General features: G+C 41.6%; 15 protein-coding genes. 11 read left to right on the top strand and 4 right to left on the bottom strand.

Translation table 11 applies throughout. The features are described 5' to 3' along the window. The first annotated feature begins 90 nt into the window (after positions 1-90). The 6 genes from panD to MB380_RS04905 all read left to right on the top strand — a co-directional run bounded on the left by panD (position 91) and on the right by MB380_RS04905 (position 5,043). A complete protein-coding gene (gene panD / locus MB380_RS04930) occupies positions 91-441 on the top strand; it encodes an aspartate 1-decarboxylase (RefSeq protein ID WP_101727585.1) in 351 nt (116 codons plus the stop codon). Continuing rightward, positions 438-1,427: a lysylphosphatidylglycerol synthase transmembrane domain-containing protein gene (locus tag MB380_RS04925; protein WP_253533698.1), complete on the top strand. Its 990-nt coding sequence runs from the start codon at positions 438-440 to the stop codon at positions 1,425-1,427. Before panD ends, MB380_RS04925 begins: the two co-directional genes overlap by 4 nt. 254 nt (positions 1,428-1,681) lie before the next feature. After that, positions 1,682-2,161 (top strand): D-glycero-beta-D-manno-heptose 1-phosphate adenylyltransferase, encoded by a 480-nt coding sequence (gene rfaE2, locus MB380_RS04920; RefSeq protein ID WP_253533697.1) that lies wholly within the window; start codon positions 1,682-1,684, stop codon positions 2,159-2,161. 53 nt (positions 2,162-2,214) lie between these two features. Then, positions 2,215-2,913 (top strand): zinc metallopeptidase, encoded by a 699-nt coding sequence (locus MB380_RS04915; RefSeq protein WP_253533696.1) that lies wholly within the window; start codon positions 2,215-2,217, stop codon positions 2,911-2,913. A gap of 110 nt (positions 2,914-3,023) precedes the next feature. Further along, a complete protein-coding gene (locus tag MB380_RS04910) occupies positions 3,024-4,160 on the top strand; it encodes an iron-containing alcohol dehydrogenase (protein WP_253533695.1) in 1,137 nt (378 codons plus the stop codon). 133 nt (positions 4,161-4,293) lie between these two features. Continuing rightward, entirely contained in the window at positions 4,294-5,043 is a 750-nt protein-coding gene (locus tag MB380_RS04905; protein WP_253533694.1) for a hypothetical protein, read from the top strand. 56 nt (positions 5,044-5,099) lie between these two features. Here the strand turns inward: MB380_RS04905 and MB380_RS04900 are convergent, their stop codons facing one another. Continuing rightward, positions 5,100-5,981, bottom strand: a complete 882-nt coding sequence (locus MB380_RS04900) for an EamA family transporter (RefSeq protein WP_253533693.1) — start codon at positions 5,979-5,981, stop codon at positions 5,100-5,102. 131 nt (positions 5,982-6,112) lie between these two features. On the opposite strand from MB380_RS04900, the gene MB380_RS04895 reads away from it, so the two are divergent. Together MB380_RS04895 and MB380_RS04890 are read left to right on the top strand one after the other, a co-directional pair. Continuing rightward, a complete protein-coding gene (locus MB380_RS04895) occupies positions 6,113-6,613 on the top strand; it encodes a dihydrofolate reductase (protein WP_253533692.1) in 501 nt (166 codons plus the stop codon). 109 nt (positions 6,614-6,722) lie between these two features. Continuing rightward, positions 6,723-8,402, top strand: coding sequence for an amidohydrolase family protein (locus MB380_RS04890; RefSeq protein ID WP_253533691.1), 1,680 nt, complete (start codon positions 6,723-6,725; stop codon positions 8,400-8,402). A gap of 36 nt (positions 8,403-8,438) precedes the next feature. Here the strand turns inward: MB380_RS04890 and MB380_RS04885 are convergent, their stop codons facing one another. Further along, entirely contained in the window at positions 8,439-9,998 is a 1,560-nt protein-coding gene (locus tag MB380_RS04885) for an NAD(P)/FAD-dependent oxidoreductase (RefSeq protein ID WP_253533690.1), read from the bottom strand. A gap of 22 nt (positions 9,999-10,020) precedes the next feature. Beyond that, positions 10,021-10,716 (bottom strand): gamma-glutamyl-gamma-aminobutyrate hydrolase family protein, encoded by a 696-nt coding sequence (locus MB380_RS04880; protein WP_253533689.1) that lies wholly within the window; start codon positions 10,714-10,716, stop codon positions 10,021-10,023. A 326-nt stretch (positions 10,717-11,042) separates the two neighbouring features. On the opposite strand from MB380_RS04880, the gene MB380_RS04875 reads away from it, so the two are divergent. The 3 genes from MB380_RS04875 to MB380_RS04865 all read left to right on the top strand — a co-directional run bounded on the left by MB380_RS04875 (position 11,043) and on the right by MB380_RS04865 (position 17,220). Then, entirely contained in the window at positions 11,043-14,222 is a 3,180-nt protein-coding gene (locus tag MB380_RS04875) for a PAS domain S-box protein (RefSeq protein WP_253533688.1), read from the top strand. 134 nt (positions 14,223-14,356) lie between these two features. Then, positions 14,357-15,772, top strand: a complete 1,416-nt coding sequence (locus MB380_RS04870; RefSeq protein ID WP_253533687.1) for an inorganic phosphate transporter — start codon at positions 14,357-14,359, stop codon at positions 15,770-15,772. Between the two features lie 131 nt (positions 15,773-15,903). Continuing rightward, the gene (locus MB380_RS04865; RefSeq protein WP_253533686.1) at positions 15,904-17,220 is read left to right on the top strand and encodes a porin; all 1,317 of its coding nucleotides are present in this window, start codon (positions 15,904-15,906) and stop codon (positions 17,218-17,220) included. Here the strand turns inward: MB380_RS04865 and MB380_RS04860 are convergent. Then, entirely contained in the window at positions 17,217-21,815 is a 4,599-nt protein-coding gene (locus MB380_RS04860; protein WP_253533685.1) for a translocation/assembly module TamB domain-containing protein, read from the bottom strand. The two genes, MB380_RS04865 and MB380_RS04860, sit on opposite strands and share 4 nt — an antisense overlap. Positions 21,816-21,828 lie beyond the last annotated feature (13 nt).

The following is a 21,828-nucleotide window of genomic DNA, read 5'->3' as shown; positions in this document are numbered from 1 at the left end:
ATGAGGCGTAAGGAATTTTATTCAATCCCTCAACGTTTGTTTAATGAGCAATTTTATAATTTTGCACCACATTCAAAAAGGAAGGTAAATATGCTTGTTAATATTTTTAAGTCGAAAATCCATAGAGTAAAAGTAACCCAGGCCGAGCTCAACTATGTTGGGAGCGTTACAATTGATGAAGATTTGCTTGATGCCGCGGGTATTATGGAGAACGAACGGGTGCAGATTGTGAACAACAATAATGGCGAACGCCTTGAAACTTACGCTATTAAAGGCAAGAGGGGTTCTGGTATTATATGCCTGAACGGAGCCGCGGCCAGAAAAGCCGAGGTGGGAGACATAGTGATTATTATTTCTTATGCTTGGATGTCGCCAGAGGAGGCTAAAACCCACAAACCACTGGTTGTTTTTCCTGATGAGAATAATCGTCTTGTAAAATGAAAAAAATACTGCAATATGTTATCTCACTGGCTGTAGCCGCAGGTTTATTATGGTTTGTTTTTAAAGACATAGACCTGAACACCCTCTGGGAAAAAATCAAACAGGCTGATTATCGCTGGGTGGGTTTATCTGCCATACTTGCTCTGGCTGCTCATTGGAGCAGGGCATACCGATGGGTATTAATGCTTGAACCCCTGGGCTACAAGCCTTCGGTTTTCAGAACAACGCTGGCAGTTCTGGTGGGCTACCTGGCCAATCTGGTTTTTCCGCGGGCAGGCGAATTTGCCCGTTGTGGTACCCTTAATAAGCTGGAGGATATACCGTTTGAAAAATCGTTCGGAGCTGTGGTAGCAGAACGCATTGCCGATGTGTTGGTTTTACTGGTCCTCATCCTGCTCAACTTGTTTCTGGAATTTGACAGATTAAGCACATTCTTCTTTAATTTCTTTGGCAACAAGTTCAAGAATCCGGTTCTGTTGGCAAGTATTGGAACAGCACTGGTAATTCTGGTTATTATGGCTTATTTTACCTTTAAACGTAATATTGACAGGATTTCGAAACTGCCGCTTTATCAGAAAATAAGCGGGTTTATTGGTGGGCTAGCCAGTGGTTTTTTAAGTGTGCGCAATCTTAAAAATCCGGGGGCATTTGTGTTCCATACTGTATTAATCTGGACGCTATATTATATAACCACATACGTATTGTGTTTTGCTTTACCTGAAACCGCTAACCTGTCGCCATTAGCGGCATTGACCATTTTTGTGATGGGCTCTATTGGTATGGCAGCACCCACGCAGGGAGGCATCGGCAGTTACCATTTTCTGGTTGGCAGTATTGTAGTTTTATATGGGCTTTCAGAGCAGGACGGCATCACGCTGGCTACTTTTCTACACGCTATGCAAGGACTGTTCTTTGTGGTTATCTTTGGTGTTACAGCCTTTTTACTGACGTTTATATTGCCCAAGAAAAAGGCGCAAATTGTTTGATTTGAGGGTAGATTTCTTTAACTTTCTAATATATTGACAATATTTTACCACTGAGTTACACCGGGTTCAGCACGGAGTTTCACTGCTAATTCTGTTCAAAATCTTGCAACTGTTGCTTCGTGGAACTCAGTGCATTCAACTTCGTGCCAATCTGTGGTTCAAAATTTTTACTGTAATTAATACTTTCTCTTTATTCAATATACAAAATATAAGTACAAGCCTTTAGATATCATTATTTAGCAATTATAAATCACATGACAGAATCGAAAATACTAAATAAAGAAGAAGCACAAGAACAAATAAAAGAGTGGCAATCTGAAGGCCAGAAAATCGTTTTTACAAACGGATGCTTTGATATTGTTCATCTCGGGCATATCGATTATCTGGAAAAGGCGCGTAATCTGGGCGACAAGCTGGTGCTTGGGTTGAATACAGACGAATCGGTAAGTAGATTAAAAGGGCCGAGCCGCCCTGTTGTGAACGAATACGCCAGAGCACGCATGATGTCGGCCCTTGCATTTGTAGATGCTGTCATTTTGTTCGATGAACCAACACCGCAGGAGTTAATTGAGACACTTTGTCCGGATATTCTGGTGAAAGGAAATGATTACAGCATTGAGAACATTGTTGGAGCAGATTTTGTTATAGGCAGAGGAGGAGAGGTAAAAACTATTTCGTTGGTTGACGGATACTCTACTACCTCAATTATTAAAAAAATAAAGGATTTAGGCTGATACCTTGATTCAAAATCAGTCGTTTAATTAAATATTAACGAAAACTTATAATTATGATTTTTGTAATAAGTATTGTTTTCATGTTGCTGGGTCTGGCGGTTTCGTCGAGGCTTAAAAGCAAATTTGCCCAATACTCTCAGATTGGCTTATCTAATGGAATGACCGGCGCTGAAATTGCACGCAAAATGCTTAACGACAACGGTATATATGATGTACGAATTACGCAGGTAGAAGGCCAGCTTACCGACCACTACGACCCGCTCAATAAAACCGTAAACCTGAGCTATGATGTGTACAATGGCAATAGTGCAGCTTCTGCTGCCGTAGCGGCTCACGAATGCGGGCATGCCGTACAACATTCTGTGGCCTATGCACCGCTTAAAATGCGCTCGGCACTGGTACCTGTTGTGAATGTGGCCACCAACGCCATGAACTTCTTCTATATGTTCGGGTTCATGTTTATGGCTTATATATTCTCAAGAAATACCCCAATGGCGCAAATGGTGTTACTGGGTTTAATTGCGGCCAACGCTATAATTGCTACGTTTGCCTTAATTACGCTTCCGGTAGAATATGACGCCAGTAACCGGGCTTTGGCCTGGATGGAGTCAAGGGGTGTGGTAAACACTCGTGAACACGACATGGCCAAAGATGCCTTGAAATGGGCTGCCCTTACGTATGTGGTATCGGCGGCGGGTGCAGTAGCTAACCTGTTGTATTATCTGAGCATGTTTCTGGGCAGACGAGACTAAGCCTGTAAGCAAAAAAATAGTGCGAAACCATCAATCAAACGAGCATATTAATTACTTTTGTTTGATTGATGGTTTTTCTGTTTTTTATTCATTCTAATCGTTTTCTCATTGTGATTTTAACCTACAACTTCCCCACTAAAATACGCTTCGGAGCAGGTGCAGTAGAAGAACTTGCCGATTACCTGAAAGACAATAATCTTTCAAAGCCCCTTATTGTAACAGACCCCGTGGTAGCGCAATTGCCCTTCCTGAAAAGAATTGTTGAAACCCTAAATGCCAAAGGTATCAGTACAGAGGTTTTCTCAGACATCCATAAAAACCCTGTGAAATCAGACGTTTACAAAGGAGACGAAGCTTTTCATAGCACCGAAAGAGACAGCATTATTGGTATTGGCGGCGGTGCAGCTATGGACGTAGCCAGAGCCATTGTGCTACGTATTAACCATAGAGAAGACTTATTTAAATATGATGATTTAATAGGAGGAGATATCTACGTTACTAACGATGTGCCGCACTTTATTACCATACCTACTACATCGGGTACCGGAAGTGAGGTAGGTAGAAGCGCAATCATTGCCGACGACGAGACCCACCAGAAAAAAATATTGTTTTCGCCTAAATTACTGGCAAAAATTGTTTTTGCCGACCCATTATTGACAATGGACCTCCCTCCTTTTGTTACAGCAGCAACAGGAATGGACGCACTCACGCATAATATGGAGGCATTTCTGGCTAAAATGTACCATCCAATATGCGATGGCATAGCCTTGGAAGGCATTTCTTTGATTCATCAGTCGCTTGAAAAAGCAGTGAAGAATCCTGATGTTGAGGCCCGCAGTAAAATGCTTTTAGGCTCAATGATGGGTGCCATTGCATTTCAGAAAGGGCTGGGCGTAGTACATTCGCTGGCGCATCCGCTTTCTTCGTTGCTTGATACGCACCACGGGTTAGCTAATGCTGTAAACATACCTTATGGCATGCGTTTTAATATAGCCGGCTTTGAAGGAAAATTCCGTAGAATTGCACAAACACTAGACTTGAAAGATGAATCAGGTGAGGCCGTGGTTAATTACCTGTTTGACCTCAACAGCCGTGTAAATATCCCGCATCGCTTAAGAGACATAGGCGTACGGGATGAACACATAGAAACATTAGCCGACCTGGCCATTGCCGACTTTGCACACCCTAACAATCCGAAACCGGTAAGCAGGGCTGATTTTAAAGCTTTGTATCTGGAAGCCCTCTAAAAGAGCGAAGTCTGCGCATAGATATTTAAGAATACAACAGCAACCTCCGGAAATACTCAAAGAGATTCTAGGAAAAATGCTTTTTTATCTGTTATTTTTGTTATAGATATTTATTCGTATTCTTTTCAAAACTATGAAAGCACTTCTACTTTTGTTGGTTATGGTGGTTTCGCCACTGTGTATGGCAGCACAAGAATTATATAATCCTGCCAGAAGTTATAATTATTTTATCAGAGAGGCAAAAGCATCAGACAACAACGACACAAGAATTGTTGTGAATGAGAAAGGCGACACTACTCTTGTTGCGCATTATAAATTGCAGCATTCGCTTAATAACTCTTTACAAGAATTTACGAAGGTTTTTAAGGGTACGCCTTTTTTTAAAAACGGGTGGTATAAAGGCAAGTTAAGCGCCAAAAGCGGGCAGGATGTAACCTTTCTGATGGCCTATAACATTGAGCAGAATGTGCTTTATATTGTAAAAAATGCCGGTGCTGATGCCGTGGCCATAAGACCAGATGAATTTACTATTGAAGGCCATACTTTCCGCAAATATGACAATGTATTTCTGGAAACCCTATACCTGAGAAAGAACATCTTACTGAAAGGCTATGATTGTGTTTTAAGTTCACGTTTTACGGATAAAACCGGATATGAACCATCAGGAGGCGATGCTGGTTATGAAGGAGAATTTAGAAAATCTCACAAATTTTTTACCATCCAGGATGATATGCTACAGGTAGTATCTACTGGCAGAAAAGCCTTACAGAGTTTCCCCAAAACACAAAGACCCGTGCTGGAGCAATTTGTGAAACAGAATAACCTTAACCTGAAAACCGAAGCAGGGCTCATTGAGCTTTTCAGATACTACGATACCTTGTAATTTTACTTATTCTTCATCAGGCTTATTTCAGCACGTATAAGCCTGATGTTTTTATATCAGAACAAAATTATCAGTACAGAACCTGCAATCATTATAATGGCGCCTATCAGCTTCTTTAGAATATCTTCTTCCTTAAAAATACGGTAACCCAGAAATATATTTACCAGAACCGACAACTGAAACAAAGACAGTGCATAGCCAACGGGCATGCGGTCGAATATAAATCCGGTAGAGAATTGAGCAATACCAATGCAGCACACCAGCAACCAAATATAAGTTACTGCCCTGAGGTTCAGCTTTTGCATCTCCGCTTTCAAGGGTATTTTATTAAATAACAATAAAACAAAAGAAAACAAAGCGCCAAACCAGCACCAGCTGAAAAAGGCCTGCGTAACCGACGAAACCAGAATTACCTTTTTTACAAAAATTGCCTCAGTGGCTGTCAGTATCATGGCCCATATTCTGTATTGTATTTCTTTGCGCTTAAACAGGGCCCACGAGAATCCGTCTTCTGTAGTATTCAGCACAAAGTAACTCCCGAAAATAATCAGCCCTACTCCTGCCAGCCCTAACACACTTGGGATTTCATTTAAAACAAAAAGCCCGATTAACATGCTGATAACCGCCTTATATGCATTGATAGGCCCTAAAACAGAAAGGTCGCCCATCTGCAGCGCTTTTACAAGATAAAGGTTACCCAATGCGCCTAACAATCCCATAATAACAGAATAGACGTAGTATTCAGCGTTAGTAGTGTGCCAGTCAAGCCTCACGCTAAAAATAAGGCAGGCTGCACCTAAAATGAAGTAGGTTAAAAAATTGACCGTTAACGCCGAAACCCCGCTGACTGTTAGTTTCTTTTGAAAAACATTGGCCAGCGGATTAGCGACAATTCTTAGCAAAACAGCCAGTAAAAGTATGAGCGTATTGCTGTACAATAGGGTAAAAGGTTAACAGGTGTTCTAGAGCGTATGGCAGCAAAGGTAAAAAAATCAGACACTCAACCGCTTGTTAAAACACAAAAAATGGATATTTTTAAACTTTGTTTTACCTTAACTACTCTTTACACATGCCCGTTGTCTCGTTAATTGCTGCCATGAGTGAAAACCGGGCCATTGGTCTTTACAACGCTTTACCCTGGGAGCCCATTGCTGCCGATTGGGATAATCTGAAAAAGGTAACAAAGGGTAAAAAGATGATTATGGGTCGTAAAAGCTACGATAACCCCCACCGTATCTGGTCTGACGCAGGCAATTACGTTATTACCCGTCAGCTGGATTATGAGGTAGACCCGGGCTTTGAGGTGGTAAACAGTTTAGAAGAAGCCATTGAAAAATGTAATGACCAGCAAGAAGTATTTGTACTGGGTGGTGAAGAAATCTTCCGGCTGGCTATACCTGTAGCAGACAAAATATACCTCACAATTGTTCATGCCATTTTTGAAGGTGATGCGTTCTTCCCTCTATTTGATGAAAAGGATTTCATGATAACTGAGCAGAAAGAATTCAAGGCCGGTGAAAACACACCTTATGCTATTTCTATACTGACTTATGAAAAAAAGCCTGATTAGGCCTATTTAAAAAGGTTTTGTAGCATCTATTCCCAAAACTTTCAATTCAATGTTTTAAAGGTTTCTATCCACCTGTTAACTTGTATTATACTTCTTAAACTTTAGCCACATGCGATACCTAACTCTTCTGACCAGCTTGCTTATTGTCCTGACACTTACCTCCTGCCAGCAAAAAGCCAGTTACGATATCATCATTAAAAACGGAATGATATATGATGGTAACGGCGGTGAACCTCAAAAAACCGATATCGCCATTAATGCCGATACCATTGCTTTTATAGGTAATTTATCGGGCCAGTCAGGTTCCAAACAAACAATTGATGCGCAAGGCCTGGTGGTATCACCTGGTTTTGTAAATATGCTAAGCTGGAGTACCGAAAGCCTGATTCAGGACGGCCGTTCTATGGGCGAAATCATGCAAGGCGTTACGCTTGAAGTAATGGGAGAAGGCACTTCGATGGGGCCCTTAAGCGATTCGGTAAAGGCCTATGAACAAAAACTTCAGGGCGATATCAAATACAAAATTGAATGGACAACGTTGGGTGAGTATCTGCAATACCTTGAAAAAAAAGGCGTTTCTACCAATGTGGCGTCGTTCGTAGGGGCAGCCACCGTGAGGGCTAACGAGCTGGGTTATGCCAACAGACCGCCAAAACCTGATGAGCTTGAAAGAATGAAGCAGCAGGTTAAAACAGCCATGCAGGAAGGAGCCATGGGCGTAGGCTCATCGCTTATTTACATGCCCGGCACCTATGCCAATACGCACGAGTTAACCGAATTAGCCAAAGCCGCTTCTGAATACGGAGGTATGTATATATCACACATCAGAAGCGAGGGCAATAAGCTGGAAGAAGCCGTAGATGAAATCATTAAAATTGCAAAAGATGCAAACATACACTCTGAAATTTACCATCTGAAAGCCGCCGGAAAAGATAACTGGCAGAAAATGGATAAAGTAATTGCCAGGATTGATAGCGCCCGTAAGGCTGGTATTACCATTACTACAGATATGTACAATTATGTGGCCGGAGCCACTGGTCTTGATGCTGCCATGCCCCCTTGGGTGCAGGAAGGAGGCCTGCCTCAATGGCGCAGAAGGCTGAAAGAAAAAGCTATCAGAATAAAAGTTGGTGAAGAAATGCAGGCCAGGCAAAAAGAATGGGAAAACCTATGCCTGGCTGCCGGGCCTGACAAAACCTTACTGATTGGCTTCAAGCAGGATTCCCTGAAAAAATACCTGGGCAAAACCCTGAGCGAAGTGGCCGCCATGAAAAAGAAAACATGGTATGAAACCGCAATGGATCTGGTAATCAATGATGATTCGAGGGTAGATGTAGTGTATTTTCTTATGAGCGAAGAAAACGTAAAAAAGCAGATAACGCTGCCATACATGAGTTTTTGCTCTGATGCCTCATCTATGGCCCCTGAAGGGGTTTTTATTAAATCTAGCGCACACCCACGTGCTTATGGCAACTTTACACGCTTAATTGGCAAATATGTAAGAGACGAAAAAGTAATTAGCCTGCAGGAGGCCATCCGGAAGTTGACATCTCTACCATGCGACAACCTGAAAGTAAAGAAAAGAGGACGCCTGAAAGTTGGCCACTATGCCGATGTACTGGTGTTTGATTTGGCCAGAATGCAGGATAAAGCCACCTTTGAGAAACCACATCAGTTGTCTGAAGGCATGGTGCATGTGTTTGTAAACGGGCAGCAGGTATTAAATAGCGGCACCCACACAGATGCTAAGCCGGGCAGATTTGTAAAAGGCCCCGGTTGGAAACCCTAAGATTTGCCTTAGAAGCGGCTTTAAGAGCCGCCTCTATTAATTTATTAACAGCTTTGCGGCATTTCTGCCGGGTATGCCGCTAACTGCACCACCTCTGGCCGCGCCAGAGCCGCAGAGTAATATTTGGTTGCAGGGTGTCTCTACACCCAATTTTCCAACGGCATCATCGCTTTCAGCATAAAACCACGACAACCCGTTATGAAAAATATTGCCCCGTGGCATGCCCAGTTCTTTTTCAATATCCACAGCGCTTTTGGCTTCAATGCACCAGTTACCGTTTTTATCCTGAGCAAGACAATCTTCAATAGGCTCGGCTAAATATTCGTTAATTCCTTTCAGAAATTTGTCTACTACTTCGGCTTTTGCTGCTTCATTGTCTTTAATAAACAACTCATACGGCAAATCAAGCCCGAATACGGTCATGGTATGATAGCCTTGGGCTTGCAGGTAATCTGACAAAATAGATGGATCTGTAAGTGTATGACAATAAATCTCACAGGCAATGGTAGCCGGGATTTTACCTGATGCAGCCTGCCTGAATGTCTCCTGCATTTGAGTAAAAGACTGATTGATATGAAATGTACCTGCAAACGCCTGTTCTGGGGTTATGCTTTTGTCTTTTAATTGAGGCAATCTTTTCAACAGAAGATTTATCTTGAAGGCCGTGCCTTCTTCAATACTTACAGGAGGTTGGGCATTGTTGCCAAGCAGTTTTTCCAGCACTCGTGGTGCGGCGTTTACCAGTACATCTTTTGCCTTTACCATTTGCTGACTGGTTTGCCGGCTGAATGTTATTTCGGCAACCTCCCCTGTTTTTATGCGCTCTACTGATGCGCCCGTTTTTAGTTCAACGCCCAATTCTTGCGCTTTGCTAATCAGTTGGGCAACCAGATTCCCCATGCCGCCCTGTGGCACACGCCACTCACCGGTTTTATTGCCAACAACATGGTAAATAAACGTTCGGTTCTGTAGCAAACTATGGTCATGCGCATGTGTGTAAGACCCAATTTTGGCATCAGTCATCAGCACTCCGCGGAGTATATCTGACTGCACATTGGTTTCAATTAATTGCCCGATTGGCTCTTCTACAAAGCTATTCCACAATTCTGCATGTCCCTGACTTTCAAAAAAGGCTTTCCATTCTTCTTTACTTTTCAGAGGCTGCAAAAAAGAATCCCAAATCAACCCGGCAAAAGTTTGTTGTTTTTGCAGTATGGCCTGATACCCCTCCCACTCTGCTTCACCATATCCTAAATCTAAAACTGACTTTCTCGACACCTCTTCATCTACATTGCTTATCAGTAAGCCCTTGTGCACTCCATCCTGAACGTACGGCGTATAAGAAGCTACTGCTCTGCGTAATAGCTGCACATGAATATTCAGCTCATGAAATATCTCTTCAGGAAATAAACTTACCAGATAAGAATATCGCGACAGGTAGGCCTCATAATCCGGAAATACTCTTTGCGAAGTTGTGCCTCCGCCTATGTAATCATTTTTTTCAAGCACCAGCACCTTCTTGCCTGCTTGAGCCAGATAACAGGCAGCCACCAGCCCGTTGTGCCCACCACCAATAATAACCGAGTCGTAAATCATAAATACATGCAATTATAATAGCTCATCTACCAGAAGCGGCGTTGATAAAAACTTCTCTTATACGGTAATTGAACGGGTTATGCTCATTTTCAATCCGCTCCGGGTGCCACTGCACCAGCGTAAGCGCATGGTCTGACGGAGTTTTCCACTCCAGCCCTTCCACAATACCGTCTTCAGACAATGCATTGATTTTCAAGGTTTGGGCCGGAATATCAACCGACTGATGATGCGCTGAGTTAATTTCTCCACTGGTGGCTCCGGCAATGCCCGCCAGCGTAGAATCAGGAGATACTTCAATCTGATGGTATCGGTCTTTTCCTTCATAATATTTTGAATGATTGTTCTTGCCGATACTCGGTATATCACCTATCAGTGTACCCCCTAAAAACACATTCACGAATTGCAAACCTCTGCAAATGCCCAGTAATGGCACCTTATTTGCGAAAACGTACTCACATACCTTCCACTCAAATTCGTCTCTTTTTTCATCCATAAATTCAGGATTGCACAAGGGCAGATTCTCGGGTTTGAAATAAAGCCGCGGATTCACATCTTCTCCGCCTGTCAGTAGCACACCATCGCAAAGCTTTATATCATCCAGGTTATTCTGCCGGTATCCCAGCCTGATTATTTTTATGCCAGTATTTTGCCCCAGTATCCATTTTTCATAGATAGGGTGTTTGTCGCCGCAGTCAGTAATGCCAATTATAATGCTCATTTATAAGTTTATTTTTACGATGTATCCTCTTAATAAGTTATTCAGCGTTTAGTATCATAACGGCTTATATATTCAAAAAAAAATATTCAATGGTATGATTTTTGTTAATTTTACGGTTACATTACACGCAAAAATTGCAATTAATTGTGCCAAAAGCAAGTGATGCACATCAGGCTTTTTGGTTATACAGACTAATATCCTATTTAAATTAGTTTACAATCTACACTTCAGAAAAATTTGTTTTGATCAATTTAAAACCATATCCAATTTAAAATCAAGGTTGAATACGTGCTCTATTAATCAAATTTTGCAGAATTGTAATTGACATGGATAAAGATATACCCGTACCCCAAAATGAGAAAGAAAGACTTGAGGCACTCAAAAGCTATTGTATTCTTGATACGCCCTCCGAAAAAGAGTTTGATCGCCTGACCAAACTGGCATCAGTCATTTGCGGGGTTCCGATTTCAATTATTACCCTTCTTGATGAGAATAGGCAATGGTTTAAATCAAACATCGGACTTAATGCCCCCGAGACACCAAGAGATATTTCTTTTTGCCAGTACACTATACTGGGTGATACCGTAATGGAGGTTGAAGATGCCACCCAAGACAATCGTTTCCGTAATAACCCTTTGGTACTTGAATACCCGCAAATCAGGTTTTATGCCGGATACCCCTTGATTGACCCGAACGGATTCACATTGGGGTCTTTATGCGTGATAGACCAGAAACCGAATAAATTAAATGATAATCAATTACTGGCGCTTGAAATTCTTGCACAGGAAGTCATTAGCCATATTGTTTCAAAAAAGAAAAATGCAGAACTCGAAAATTATGAAAGACTATTTAAATTATCGAGCGATTTAATCTGTATTACCGGTGAAGACAAACATTTTAAGAAAGTAAACCCATCTTTTAGCAAAATACTGGGCTGGACAGAAGAAGAATTAAAATCTAAACCAGCTATTGAATTTTTAAAACCAGATGATATAGAGGGTACAAAAAACTACATAAGCAGTTTAACGGATGACAGCCAGACTATCTCGTTCGATAACAGGTTCTCTGCACAAGACGGAACCTATCGATTAATTAACTGGTCGGTCAACAGAGATAATAACTCCAAAGAGAATTTCGCTATCGGAAGAGATATCACCAATCAGCGTAAAGTTGAAGCAGAACTGATAGAAACCAAAAATTTGCTTGAAGCTGCCAACCGGGTTGGCAGAATCGGGAGTTGGAAGCTGGATCTTGAAACCGAAGCCGTAACATTCTCTGAAATTACAAGGGAGATACTTGAAACCAACCCTGGTATTCCTGTCACTTATGAAGACAGCATAGTTTTCTCAAAAGACCCACAAACGAGGTCAAATATTGAGGCGCTCATTGATCATGCGATACATACAGGCGAGTCTTTTGATACCGAGTTAGAAATTATAACTGCCAATGGAACCCCAAAATGGATAAGAGCCATGGGCGGCATTGAATATAAAGACGGCCAGCCCAGTTTCATTTTGGGTACTATTCAGGATATTGATAAAGAAAAGCACATAAATATTGAGTTTAATAAAATATATACGGAGCTGAAAGCCATTATGGATGCCGATTCCGGCATTGCTATTATTACCACTCATAACGACGGCATTATCAAGACTTTTAATAAAGGTGCAGAAATAATGCTTGGCTATACCGCTGACGAAATGATTGGTACAAAGCGTGCCGATGTATTTCATGACCACCAAGAGGTTGAAACTTATGCCCAAAAGGTTTCAGAAGAATTAGGTATTCAACTGACTAGCGCCGGGGAAGCCCTGATTGCCAAAGCCCGCCTCGGAAAAACAGATTTTAATGAATGGACCTATATCAGAAAAGATGGTGCCAGAATTACGGTGGAATTATCATTGACACCGCTCAAAAACTCGGAAAATGAAATATCAGGTTTTCTTGGCATTGCAAAAGATATAACCGATAAAAAGCACTCTGAACGACTGCTTCAACTAAGTGAAGAGCGACATAGAGGGTTCTTCGAGCACTCGCAAGGGCTAATGTGTACCCACGACCTGAAAGGGAAGTTTCTTACGGTAAACCCCGCAGGCGCTTATCTGCTGGGTTATTCAGCGCCGGAAATCCTTCAGAAAACTCTTTACGACTTAGTACCGCCGGAATATACGGAGAGGGTAACAGCATATCTGCGTGATATTCATGAAAAGGGCTACTTCAAGGGGTTAATGCTTGTTCAGCATAAAGACGGCAGCCTGAGAACCTGGATGTATAACAATATTTTGTCTGAACTTTTGGGAGGCGAAAAGTATGTTATTGGCAATGCTGTTGACATAACCGACCGCATTAATATGGAACAACAACTCATAAAAGCCAAAGTACAGGCTGAAAAAAATGCCTATGCAAAAGATGTGTTTCTTGCCAATATGAGTCATGAAATCAGGACTCCGATGAATGCCATTGTTGGCTTTGCCAATTTATTGAAAGACAGCCCGCTGACAGAAGAACAGTCTGAATACCTCTCTTATATTATCATCGCAACACAGAATCTGCTGGGTATCATTAACGATATCCTGGACCTGTCAAAAATAGAATCAGGCCATATTGTTATTGAAGAAGTACCATTCAGTATTAAAGATACCGTAAAAACAGTAAAAAGTATCTTACAGGGCAGAGCCAACGAAAAAGGGCTTGAACTTACATGCACTATAGACGAAACAATACCTGAAAATGTATTGGGCGACCCAACCAGACTAAACCAGATATTACTTAATCTGGCTAATAATGCAGTAAAATTTACTTCTGAAGGCCTGGTAAATATTGAAGTTCAACAAGCTGATTGTACAGAAACAGAAGTAACCATATTATTTAAGATTACCGATAGCGGTATTGGTATTCCACATGATAAGCTATCCATGATATTTGACCGGTTTACTCAGGCCAATTCAGATACTACACGTAAATTTGGAGGAACCGGCCTTGGTCTTAGTATCTCAAAATCATTGGTAGAACTTCAGAATGGTAATATTTTTGTTGAAAGTAAAGAGAACAAGGGTTCTACTTTTGGTTTTTTAATTACTTACAAAAAAATGGCTGCTTTGCCAGAACAAGCCCCAGGTAATAGCACCGACACACTGACAACCAATAAAGAGATTAAAGTATTGCTTGTAGAAGACAATGTTTTAAACCAAAAACTGGCATTAAGGGTACTTGAAAAGTTTGGCTTTGAAGCCGAACTGGCCCAAAACGGAAAAATTGCGATAGAAAAGGTTAAGACCCACAAGTTTGATATTATTCTCATGGACCTCCAGATGCCTGAGATGGACGGGTACCAGGCTACTGTTGCCATTCGTGAAGAATTGAAAGATGAAACCCCCATTATTGCCATGACGGCCCACTCTTTGGTAGGTGAAAAAGAAAAATGCCTGAAAATTGGCATGAATGAGTACATAACCAAACCGTTTAACCAGCGGGAGTTATTCGACAAGGTTGTGAAATTTGCCTGATACAGCCGGCAGCCTTACAACCTTTACAATTTCTTAACATGGTTTTTTTCGGGTATGGAGGAAACTTTCGGATTTTTGCGACCAAATAAAAAACACCAATATAATCGTACTGTTATAACTAAACCCAATAAATCATGTTTGGCTTAGAAACCGACATTTTCCTACTACTCTCATTCTGCCTTCTGGCAGCCTGCGCTTTTGAATTTATTAACGGTTTTCATGATACTGCCAACGCTGTTGCCACTGTTATTTATACCAATTCACTTAAGCCAACACAGGCCGTTGTCTGGTCTGGACTAATCAATTTCATTGGTGTCGTAACCGGTGGTGTTGGTGTTGGTATGAGCATAGTAAATCTATTGCCCGTTGAGCTACTGATTGACCAGAACGTATATCATAGTATTGCAATGGTACTGGCGTTGCTGTTCAGCGCTATTATCTGGAACTTCGGCACCTGGTATTTTGGTATACCGGCGTCCAGTTCTCATACACTTATTGGCGCTATATTAGGGGTAGGTCTGGGTTACGCCCTTCTGCCAGATAACGCCTCAGGCGTGGCCGCCGTAAACTGGGACAAAGCCAAAGAAATATTCTATGCACTCTTTCTATCGCCATTGGTGGGTTTCAGTTTAGCTGTTATCCTGATGTTTACACTTCGCCGGGCCTTGAATAAAGATATCAGAAAGCAGATTTTTGATGAACCCAAGAAAAACGAAGAACCTCCGTTCTGGGTAAGAGCCATACTTATTACCACCTGTACACTCGTTAGCTTTTTTCATGGCCGTAACGACGGGCAAAAAGGTATAGGTCTGGTAATGCTTATTCTGATAGGTATATTACCGGCTTACTTTGCCATTAATAATACGATTGATTTTAAACAGATTAAGCCTGACCTTGACACTATATCGGCCAAAGTGGCGCTGATTGATACCGCCAAGACCTCAGTAATTGAAAAAGGAAGAATAGCCCAGATTAAAACCAGCGTAAGTTTTCTTCAATCGCTGGCTGATAGCAACAAAGTAAGTAAAGCTAATGCTTTGGCTGCCCGTAAAGCTTTATTAACTATTAGTGGCAATGCTAAAAAACTGGTTGACGACCCCGATGTAATTTTAAGTGACGCCAACAAAGCAGAATTAAAAGCGGCCGCTGTACAGGAAGAAAAAGGAATCAGAAAATATACCGACCATGCCCCAATGTGGGTTATTCTGATGATATCGATGTCGTTAGGTCTTGGTACCATGATAGGCTGGAAGAGAATTGTTGTTACCGTTGGCGAGAAAATCGGCAAATCGCATCTGACTTATGCACAGGGTGCATCTGCCGAACTGGTTGCAGCTACCACTATCGGGCTTGCTTCATGGTTTAAACTACCTGTTAGTACCACCCATTCGTTGTCGTCTGGTATTGCCGGTACAATGGTAGCCAGCAAGGGTATTAAAAACCTGCAGTCTGGCACTATCAAAAACATTGCGTTGGCGTGGGTTCTTACGCTTCCTGTAGCCATTATATTGTCTGCAACATTATTTCTGTTTTTCCGCTGGTTGTTTTAACAGATTTTCTGGTAATTGCAGTCAATTAAAGATTTTAGGTAAATCCGGGAATCCGGAGGGGGTTGGTACTCCCTCCGGATTCTTATATTTTAATTAAGTACTCAATTGTATTATTGAGCCCAAACACCAATATGAAATTTTATTTGAATCCATTCTTAAAGGCAGGCTTGTTCTGCCTGTTTTTAGGCTTGCAGGTACCATCCGTATTGGCACAAGACCACGGCTCACTGACAGAAATTGATACTACCACTGCCCGCAAACTTCTTTCTACATTCCGTAAATATGAGTACATTGGTATTGGGGGTTACATTCAGCCTCAGTTTCAATGGATACAAACCAAAGGCGCCAGAAACTTTAACGGTGGCGATTTCCAACCTAATGCCAGCAACAGGTATATGATGCGCCGTGGCCGTATCCGCTTCGACTATGCCCGTTATGATAAATTCAATAATCCGAAACTATATTTTATTTTCCAGTTTGATGGTACCGAAAGAGGCATCTTTATCCGTGATTTCTGGGGGCGTATCTATGAGAATAAATTCAACTCTTTTTATCTTACTACAGGTATGTTTGCCCGCCCGTTCGGTTTTGAGGTAGGATACGGCTCGCCAGACAGGGAATCACCTGAAAGAGGAAGGATGTCTCAGATACTCATGAGGGTTGAACGTGATTTTGGCTTTATGGGAACCTTTGAACCCCGAAACAAAACCGGTTTTCTGAAATATATAAAATTTGATGCAGGCGTATTTAACGGGCAGGGCGTAACTGCCGTGGCCGACTTTGATAATCATAAAGATTTGATTTCCAGGTTATCGCTTAAACACTACAAACTTGCCCCAAAGTTGATTGTAAGCGGAAGTATATCTGGTTTTTTTGGTGGAATGGAGCAGTTTACTAACAAAATTTACAGAATAAACGGAACGGCCAAACAGTTTACAGTTGATTCTTCTGCTTCAAACCTGGGCAAAATTGCCCCAAGAAATTATTATGGTGCAGATATACAAGTCAGGATTCCGAACCGAAGAGGTGAAACGGAGTTCAGGGCAGAGTATATCAGAGGTACCCAGACAGCCGTGCAAAGTACTACCGAAACACCTGCCGTAATACCAATGGAGAACGGTAAACCTATACCGCTTTATATCCGTAATTTTGATGGTGCCTATTTTTATTTTTTACAACAACTAGGCAGCAAAAAACACCAGATTGTACTGAAATACGACTGGTATGACCCCAACAAAAAAGTAAAAAACACACAAATAGGCGCTGGTTTTTCTGCGGCCGACATAAGATTCAATACTTTTGGGTTTGGTTATCTTACCTATCTGAACGAGAACGTCAGACTGATGCTTTGGTATGAAATACCCAAAAATGAAAAAACTGATCTGAAAGATTACACTGAAGATTTGAAAGACAACAATTTTACCTGCCGCGTGCAATACAGATTCTAATTTCTTTTAAAGGTAATGGTATCTTGATTGGATTTTTTTGATGTAATACCAACAGGTACCACTCTGGCCGGCCGACGTCTGAAGATAGTATTGAAATTACGCGTATGCTGCAGACTTACACCATTAACAGTAACGTTATTGTTGAAGTTATAAAAATAGTTGGGTACATTACGGCTATAGGCCTTTAAACGCCAGCTACCCTCTTCGTTAAGCATCCATTCTACTTCGCCACCATAAAAGTAGTTGCTGGCTGTTTGTTCCTGGTTTTGCAGTATGGTATTATTTACACTCAGTTTCAGACGATTGTTGCTGAAACGGTATGAAAAATTGAGTTGCATATTATTAAACAGGCTTTGACGCACGTTGCTCAGCACACCTAACTGAACCCCGACTTCAAGATTTGGGTCAAGTTTTGATGCAATAGTACCCAATTGGTTGGTAAGTAAATTACTTACATTGTCTAGCAATAGCTGAGAATCAACCGCATCTTTAAAGCTGTTGTCAGAGAAGAGCCTGTTCAGGGCGGTAATGCCTACAAAGTTATTTGTAAGCAACTGTTCATCATTCCTGAGGCGTTGCTCAAATGCAATTACCTGCGGTTGCAGGTTGAGAGGTATCCGGCGTAAATCAAACTTGATGTCGTACTTAATAGACGGCTTCATCAGCTTGTCTGTCAGGGTTACATAAGCATTTACCGGATACGGCGTTTTTAATTCAGCACTGTTTGTAGTTGCCGACACGATACCATCTGGCAATAAAACATTAGCAGTTACAATGGCATTGATATTCACATCGGCATCGTAGGGGTCGCCAGACCACCTGATCCAGCTACCTTCCGCAATATCGAATTTTCTCACTCTCGATATATTCTGCAAGCTAAAATCGTACTTTCCGCTTTTGATAGTATAGGGGCCTGTCATTGTAAAACCACCACGCGTATCGTATTCAATGCTCAGGCGTCCGCTTCCTACGGCTGTTAGCATATCTTTGTTGCTACGGTCAAATATCACCTCACATATTGCATCTGGCGTAAAGGTAAAGTTAAAAGCCATCTTTAAACTTCCGGCCTCACTGGTTATAACCGAATCACTCTTGACGTTTTTATCCTTAGGTAACTTTGTATTTTTACTTACAAAGCTGATACCATCCGTTTCGGTGTCAACGCTGGTGGCTCCGTCAAGCGGTATGGTAATTCTGGTTCCGGGTTTGCTTGTCAGGTTGCCCGTAATAGCTACGTGCTTAAAGTTTCCGGTTATATGCATATCGCCCGCCGCATAGCCAACTCCATAAAAATCTTCATTATCTTTAATACCCGTATTCATTATTCTGAAACCGTCTCTACCCCTCATGTAAGCATGTAAACCGAGCATAAAATTGCCGCCACCACCATTAAAAATACCTCCGGCCAGTTCTGCTTCATTACCGTTGATGAGGGCATCACGCACCTTGAAACCCTTTTCAACCACAAAGCCTTCTTCATTAAAATTAACCTTGTCATCAAAATATACCTGGGCCTTCAGTTCATTCACTACAAGGCTGCCTTTATCTATGTCAATACTTCCGCGTATAACGGGGTCACGAGGGGTTCCTCTGACAGAAAGTTTACCAGAAGCATAACCATGAATATCTGAAAAAATATCATCAACAAATGATTCAGAAATTTCGAGGTCGGCCTTATTTAGCCCGGCCTCCAGGTTAAGCGAATTCAACTCATTTTTAGGGTCATAGGTACCTGCAACTCTGAATATCTCCTTATCAAGCCTGATAATATTACCAATAATGTTCAGTTTCTGTACCTGATTGTCCCAAAGGGCTTCACCGGCAATTGTTCCTATCAGGCTTGTTTTATAGATAAGGTCATCTACATCAAATTTACTGGTAACCAGCGCATCTTCAAATACATCGGTCATTACCAGTTTGCCATTCAAAATACCTTTCAGGTCAATATTAGACAAGGGCTTAATGGTTTGTAAATCAAAGTCATGTATATCTACGTAGGCTTCTTTTCTGCTATCGGATGAAATAAGGCCGTAGACAGATATACTTTGCTTTTTGTTAGACACCACCACATCACGAAACTCAATATCACCGCCGCCAAACTTAATAATATTGTTTTTGTCTATTTCCCATACATCACCAAGTAAATCCAGGCGCGTATTTCTGGCATCAAAAGCCAGGTCAATTCCTTCAGGCAAAAATTTAAGCTCGCCAAAAACCTGTGCCCTGTTGGTACTTTTTTGCTGCCTTATTTTAGAATCAAATTTTATGATGTTGTCAAGCCCCCAAACGCCATTTACCTCCAGGTTTTCAGTTGGCTCCATGCCACCCAGTTTCTGCTTTTGTGAATTAAAAACCAGAGAAGACAATATGCCCGGAGCATTAATCTCTTTTGATGTAAAGAAATCAAGGTCGTTATTATACAAGGCAAAACTTCCGTGTCTGAGCGTATCAATTTTACCATTAAGAGACACCTCAATGGTATTTCTGATGTTCATTTCTCCGCTTAAATCTGTATTAGGCGACACGTAGAGATCAGGATAAAAATAAGCAAAGAATGGCTGCGACTGCTTGAATTGTACCTTATAAGAAAGGTTGTATCTGGGTTGGGCGTTTTTGCCCGGCAATTTTGAATAATACGCCAGGCGGCCGGCTTCCGTATCGGAAAAGTACTGAATGTACTCTTTAGAAAACCTCGACACATCATTAATAACCTGGCTCGGAGTAAATTTGCCGGATAAATCAATATTAAAAAACTCTGATAACAAACTAATGCGCCTGGTCTTGTTTTCAAGGGCGGAGGTTACAAAAACCGAATCGATACCCAGTAATCGCTTATCATATTGCATTACCGTATGCAAAAGCTGCGCCTCGCCTATCCAGTTATCTAATTCATTGCCCTGAAAATCAAGATTTAGCTCCGACTTCAATTTTACGTCGTTGTCTGTATACCCAAGGGCTTTCAGATTGGCGTTCTGAAGCTTACCGTTGATATCGAACTTGTTGAGTGCCTTGCTGAAATCAATACTGCCGGTAACATCAAAGGTAAGGTTAGTGTCTTTTACGCTTACGCGGCCGTCAAACAAAGACTGGCTCATGGCGCCGTTTACGTCTATATTCTTGAAGTCATATCCATTAAAGCCAATATGCTTTACGTTGCCGTCAAAATTGAGTAGCGCATCTTTAATTGTAAGGCCCTTACCTTTTATTGCACCGTTAAACGACATTTTCTGCAGGGTCTTTTCCTGATTCACCAATTTGCCGAGGTCCAGATTATCAACTCTAAGGTTACCCGTGTATGTGGCCAATGCTTTGTTATCTGGAATCTTCATGGCAATTTTACCAGAAACCGACCCTATCTGGGTTTTAATGTAGGCCGTAGTTGAAAAATCGTCATAAGGCCCTTTGAAGGTACCAGAAAAGTTAACTACCCCCAGTTTGTAAATATGTTTGGTATATACTGAGTCTCCGGCATACTGGCGGGCATCGGGCGCATCTATCTGAGACGGCCGCCAGTTTAAATCCATTACGGCTTTCCGTAGGTCGGGCATATTTTTAAAGGCGATATCGCCGTTCAGGTAACTGTTCTTTCCGAATTTCAGGTTAAAATTATTCACTCTGAAATTATGTACTGTGCCTTTAAAATCACCATTGAGCAGATAATTTTCATGATACTCGTACATATCGGGTGCAAATCTGGCTAAATCCTGGGCATCTATTTCGCAATCATGGAGGTCGCCGGTCATTTCTACTTTTTCATTAAAGTCCTGAAAGTCGCGGGGGGTAATGTACTTGAAATGAACCGACCTGCGAAGCACAGAATTATTGATACGCGCATAGAGGTCATCAAACCTCATGTGCTGACGCGAGTAGAAAAAGCGGGTCTTCAGGTCTTTAATTTCCAGATTACTGCGCCGGTCAACCCCCTTTAGGTCATTAAGGCCGAATTTTATGGTATCGCCCTGTATAAAAAAGTTTTTCAGCAGACCCTGTACTTCATGTACCGTAAAGTTGTTGTAGTCAAACTCTTCTTTAGGAAACCGCTGTTCGTCGGGGTCCTGAAGTGTAAAAGTTCCCCCCTGTATATAAGCCTCGTCTATCGTAAACGGGATATTGCGTTCTACATAAGGTTTGGTGGTATCTCTTGGCGGTGTTGTAAGCTCTTCAATTCTGGCAATCCATTTATCAATGTTCAGGTCGCCGTCTTGTTCATAAATCAGCTTCACACGCGGGCTCATTACCATCACGTAGTCAAGGTTATTATCAAAAGCCAGAAAAGTATCCCAATCAAATTTAAAGTTGGTTTTGGTATTTACGTACAGCTCCTTCACAAAAATCATTTCCCGGTTTTTGTAGTCGTAAATAGTAATGTTCTGAAGGGTAATCTCGTCAAGCCAGGTGAGTTTGGCTTTTTCAATAGTAACTTTTGAACCCAGTTTTTTTGAAAGATACTCAGTTGCGCTCTGGAGTGTAAGTGTTTGCACTACCGGTAATTGTATGGCGTAGAAGATTATCAATATCCCCAGAAAAGAGTAGAGAATAAGATTCGGTAGTAGTCTTGCTAGTATTTTAAACGCCTTACGCAAAATAATTGACAAATAAATTAATTAG

This window comes from Emticicia sp. 21SJ11W-3, assembly GCF_024138715.1.
Lineage (GTDB): Bacteria > Bacteroidota > Bacteroidia > Cytophagales > Spirosomataceae > Emticicia > Emticicia fluvialis.
Note: the sequence above shows the minus strand (reverse complement) of the source record. Positions and strands in the feature narration are given on the sequence as shown.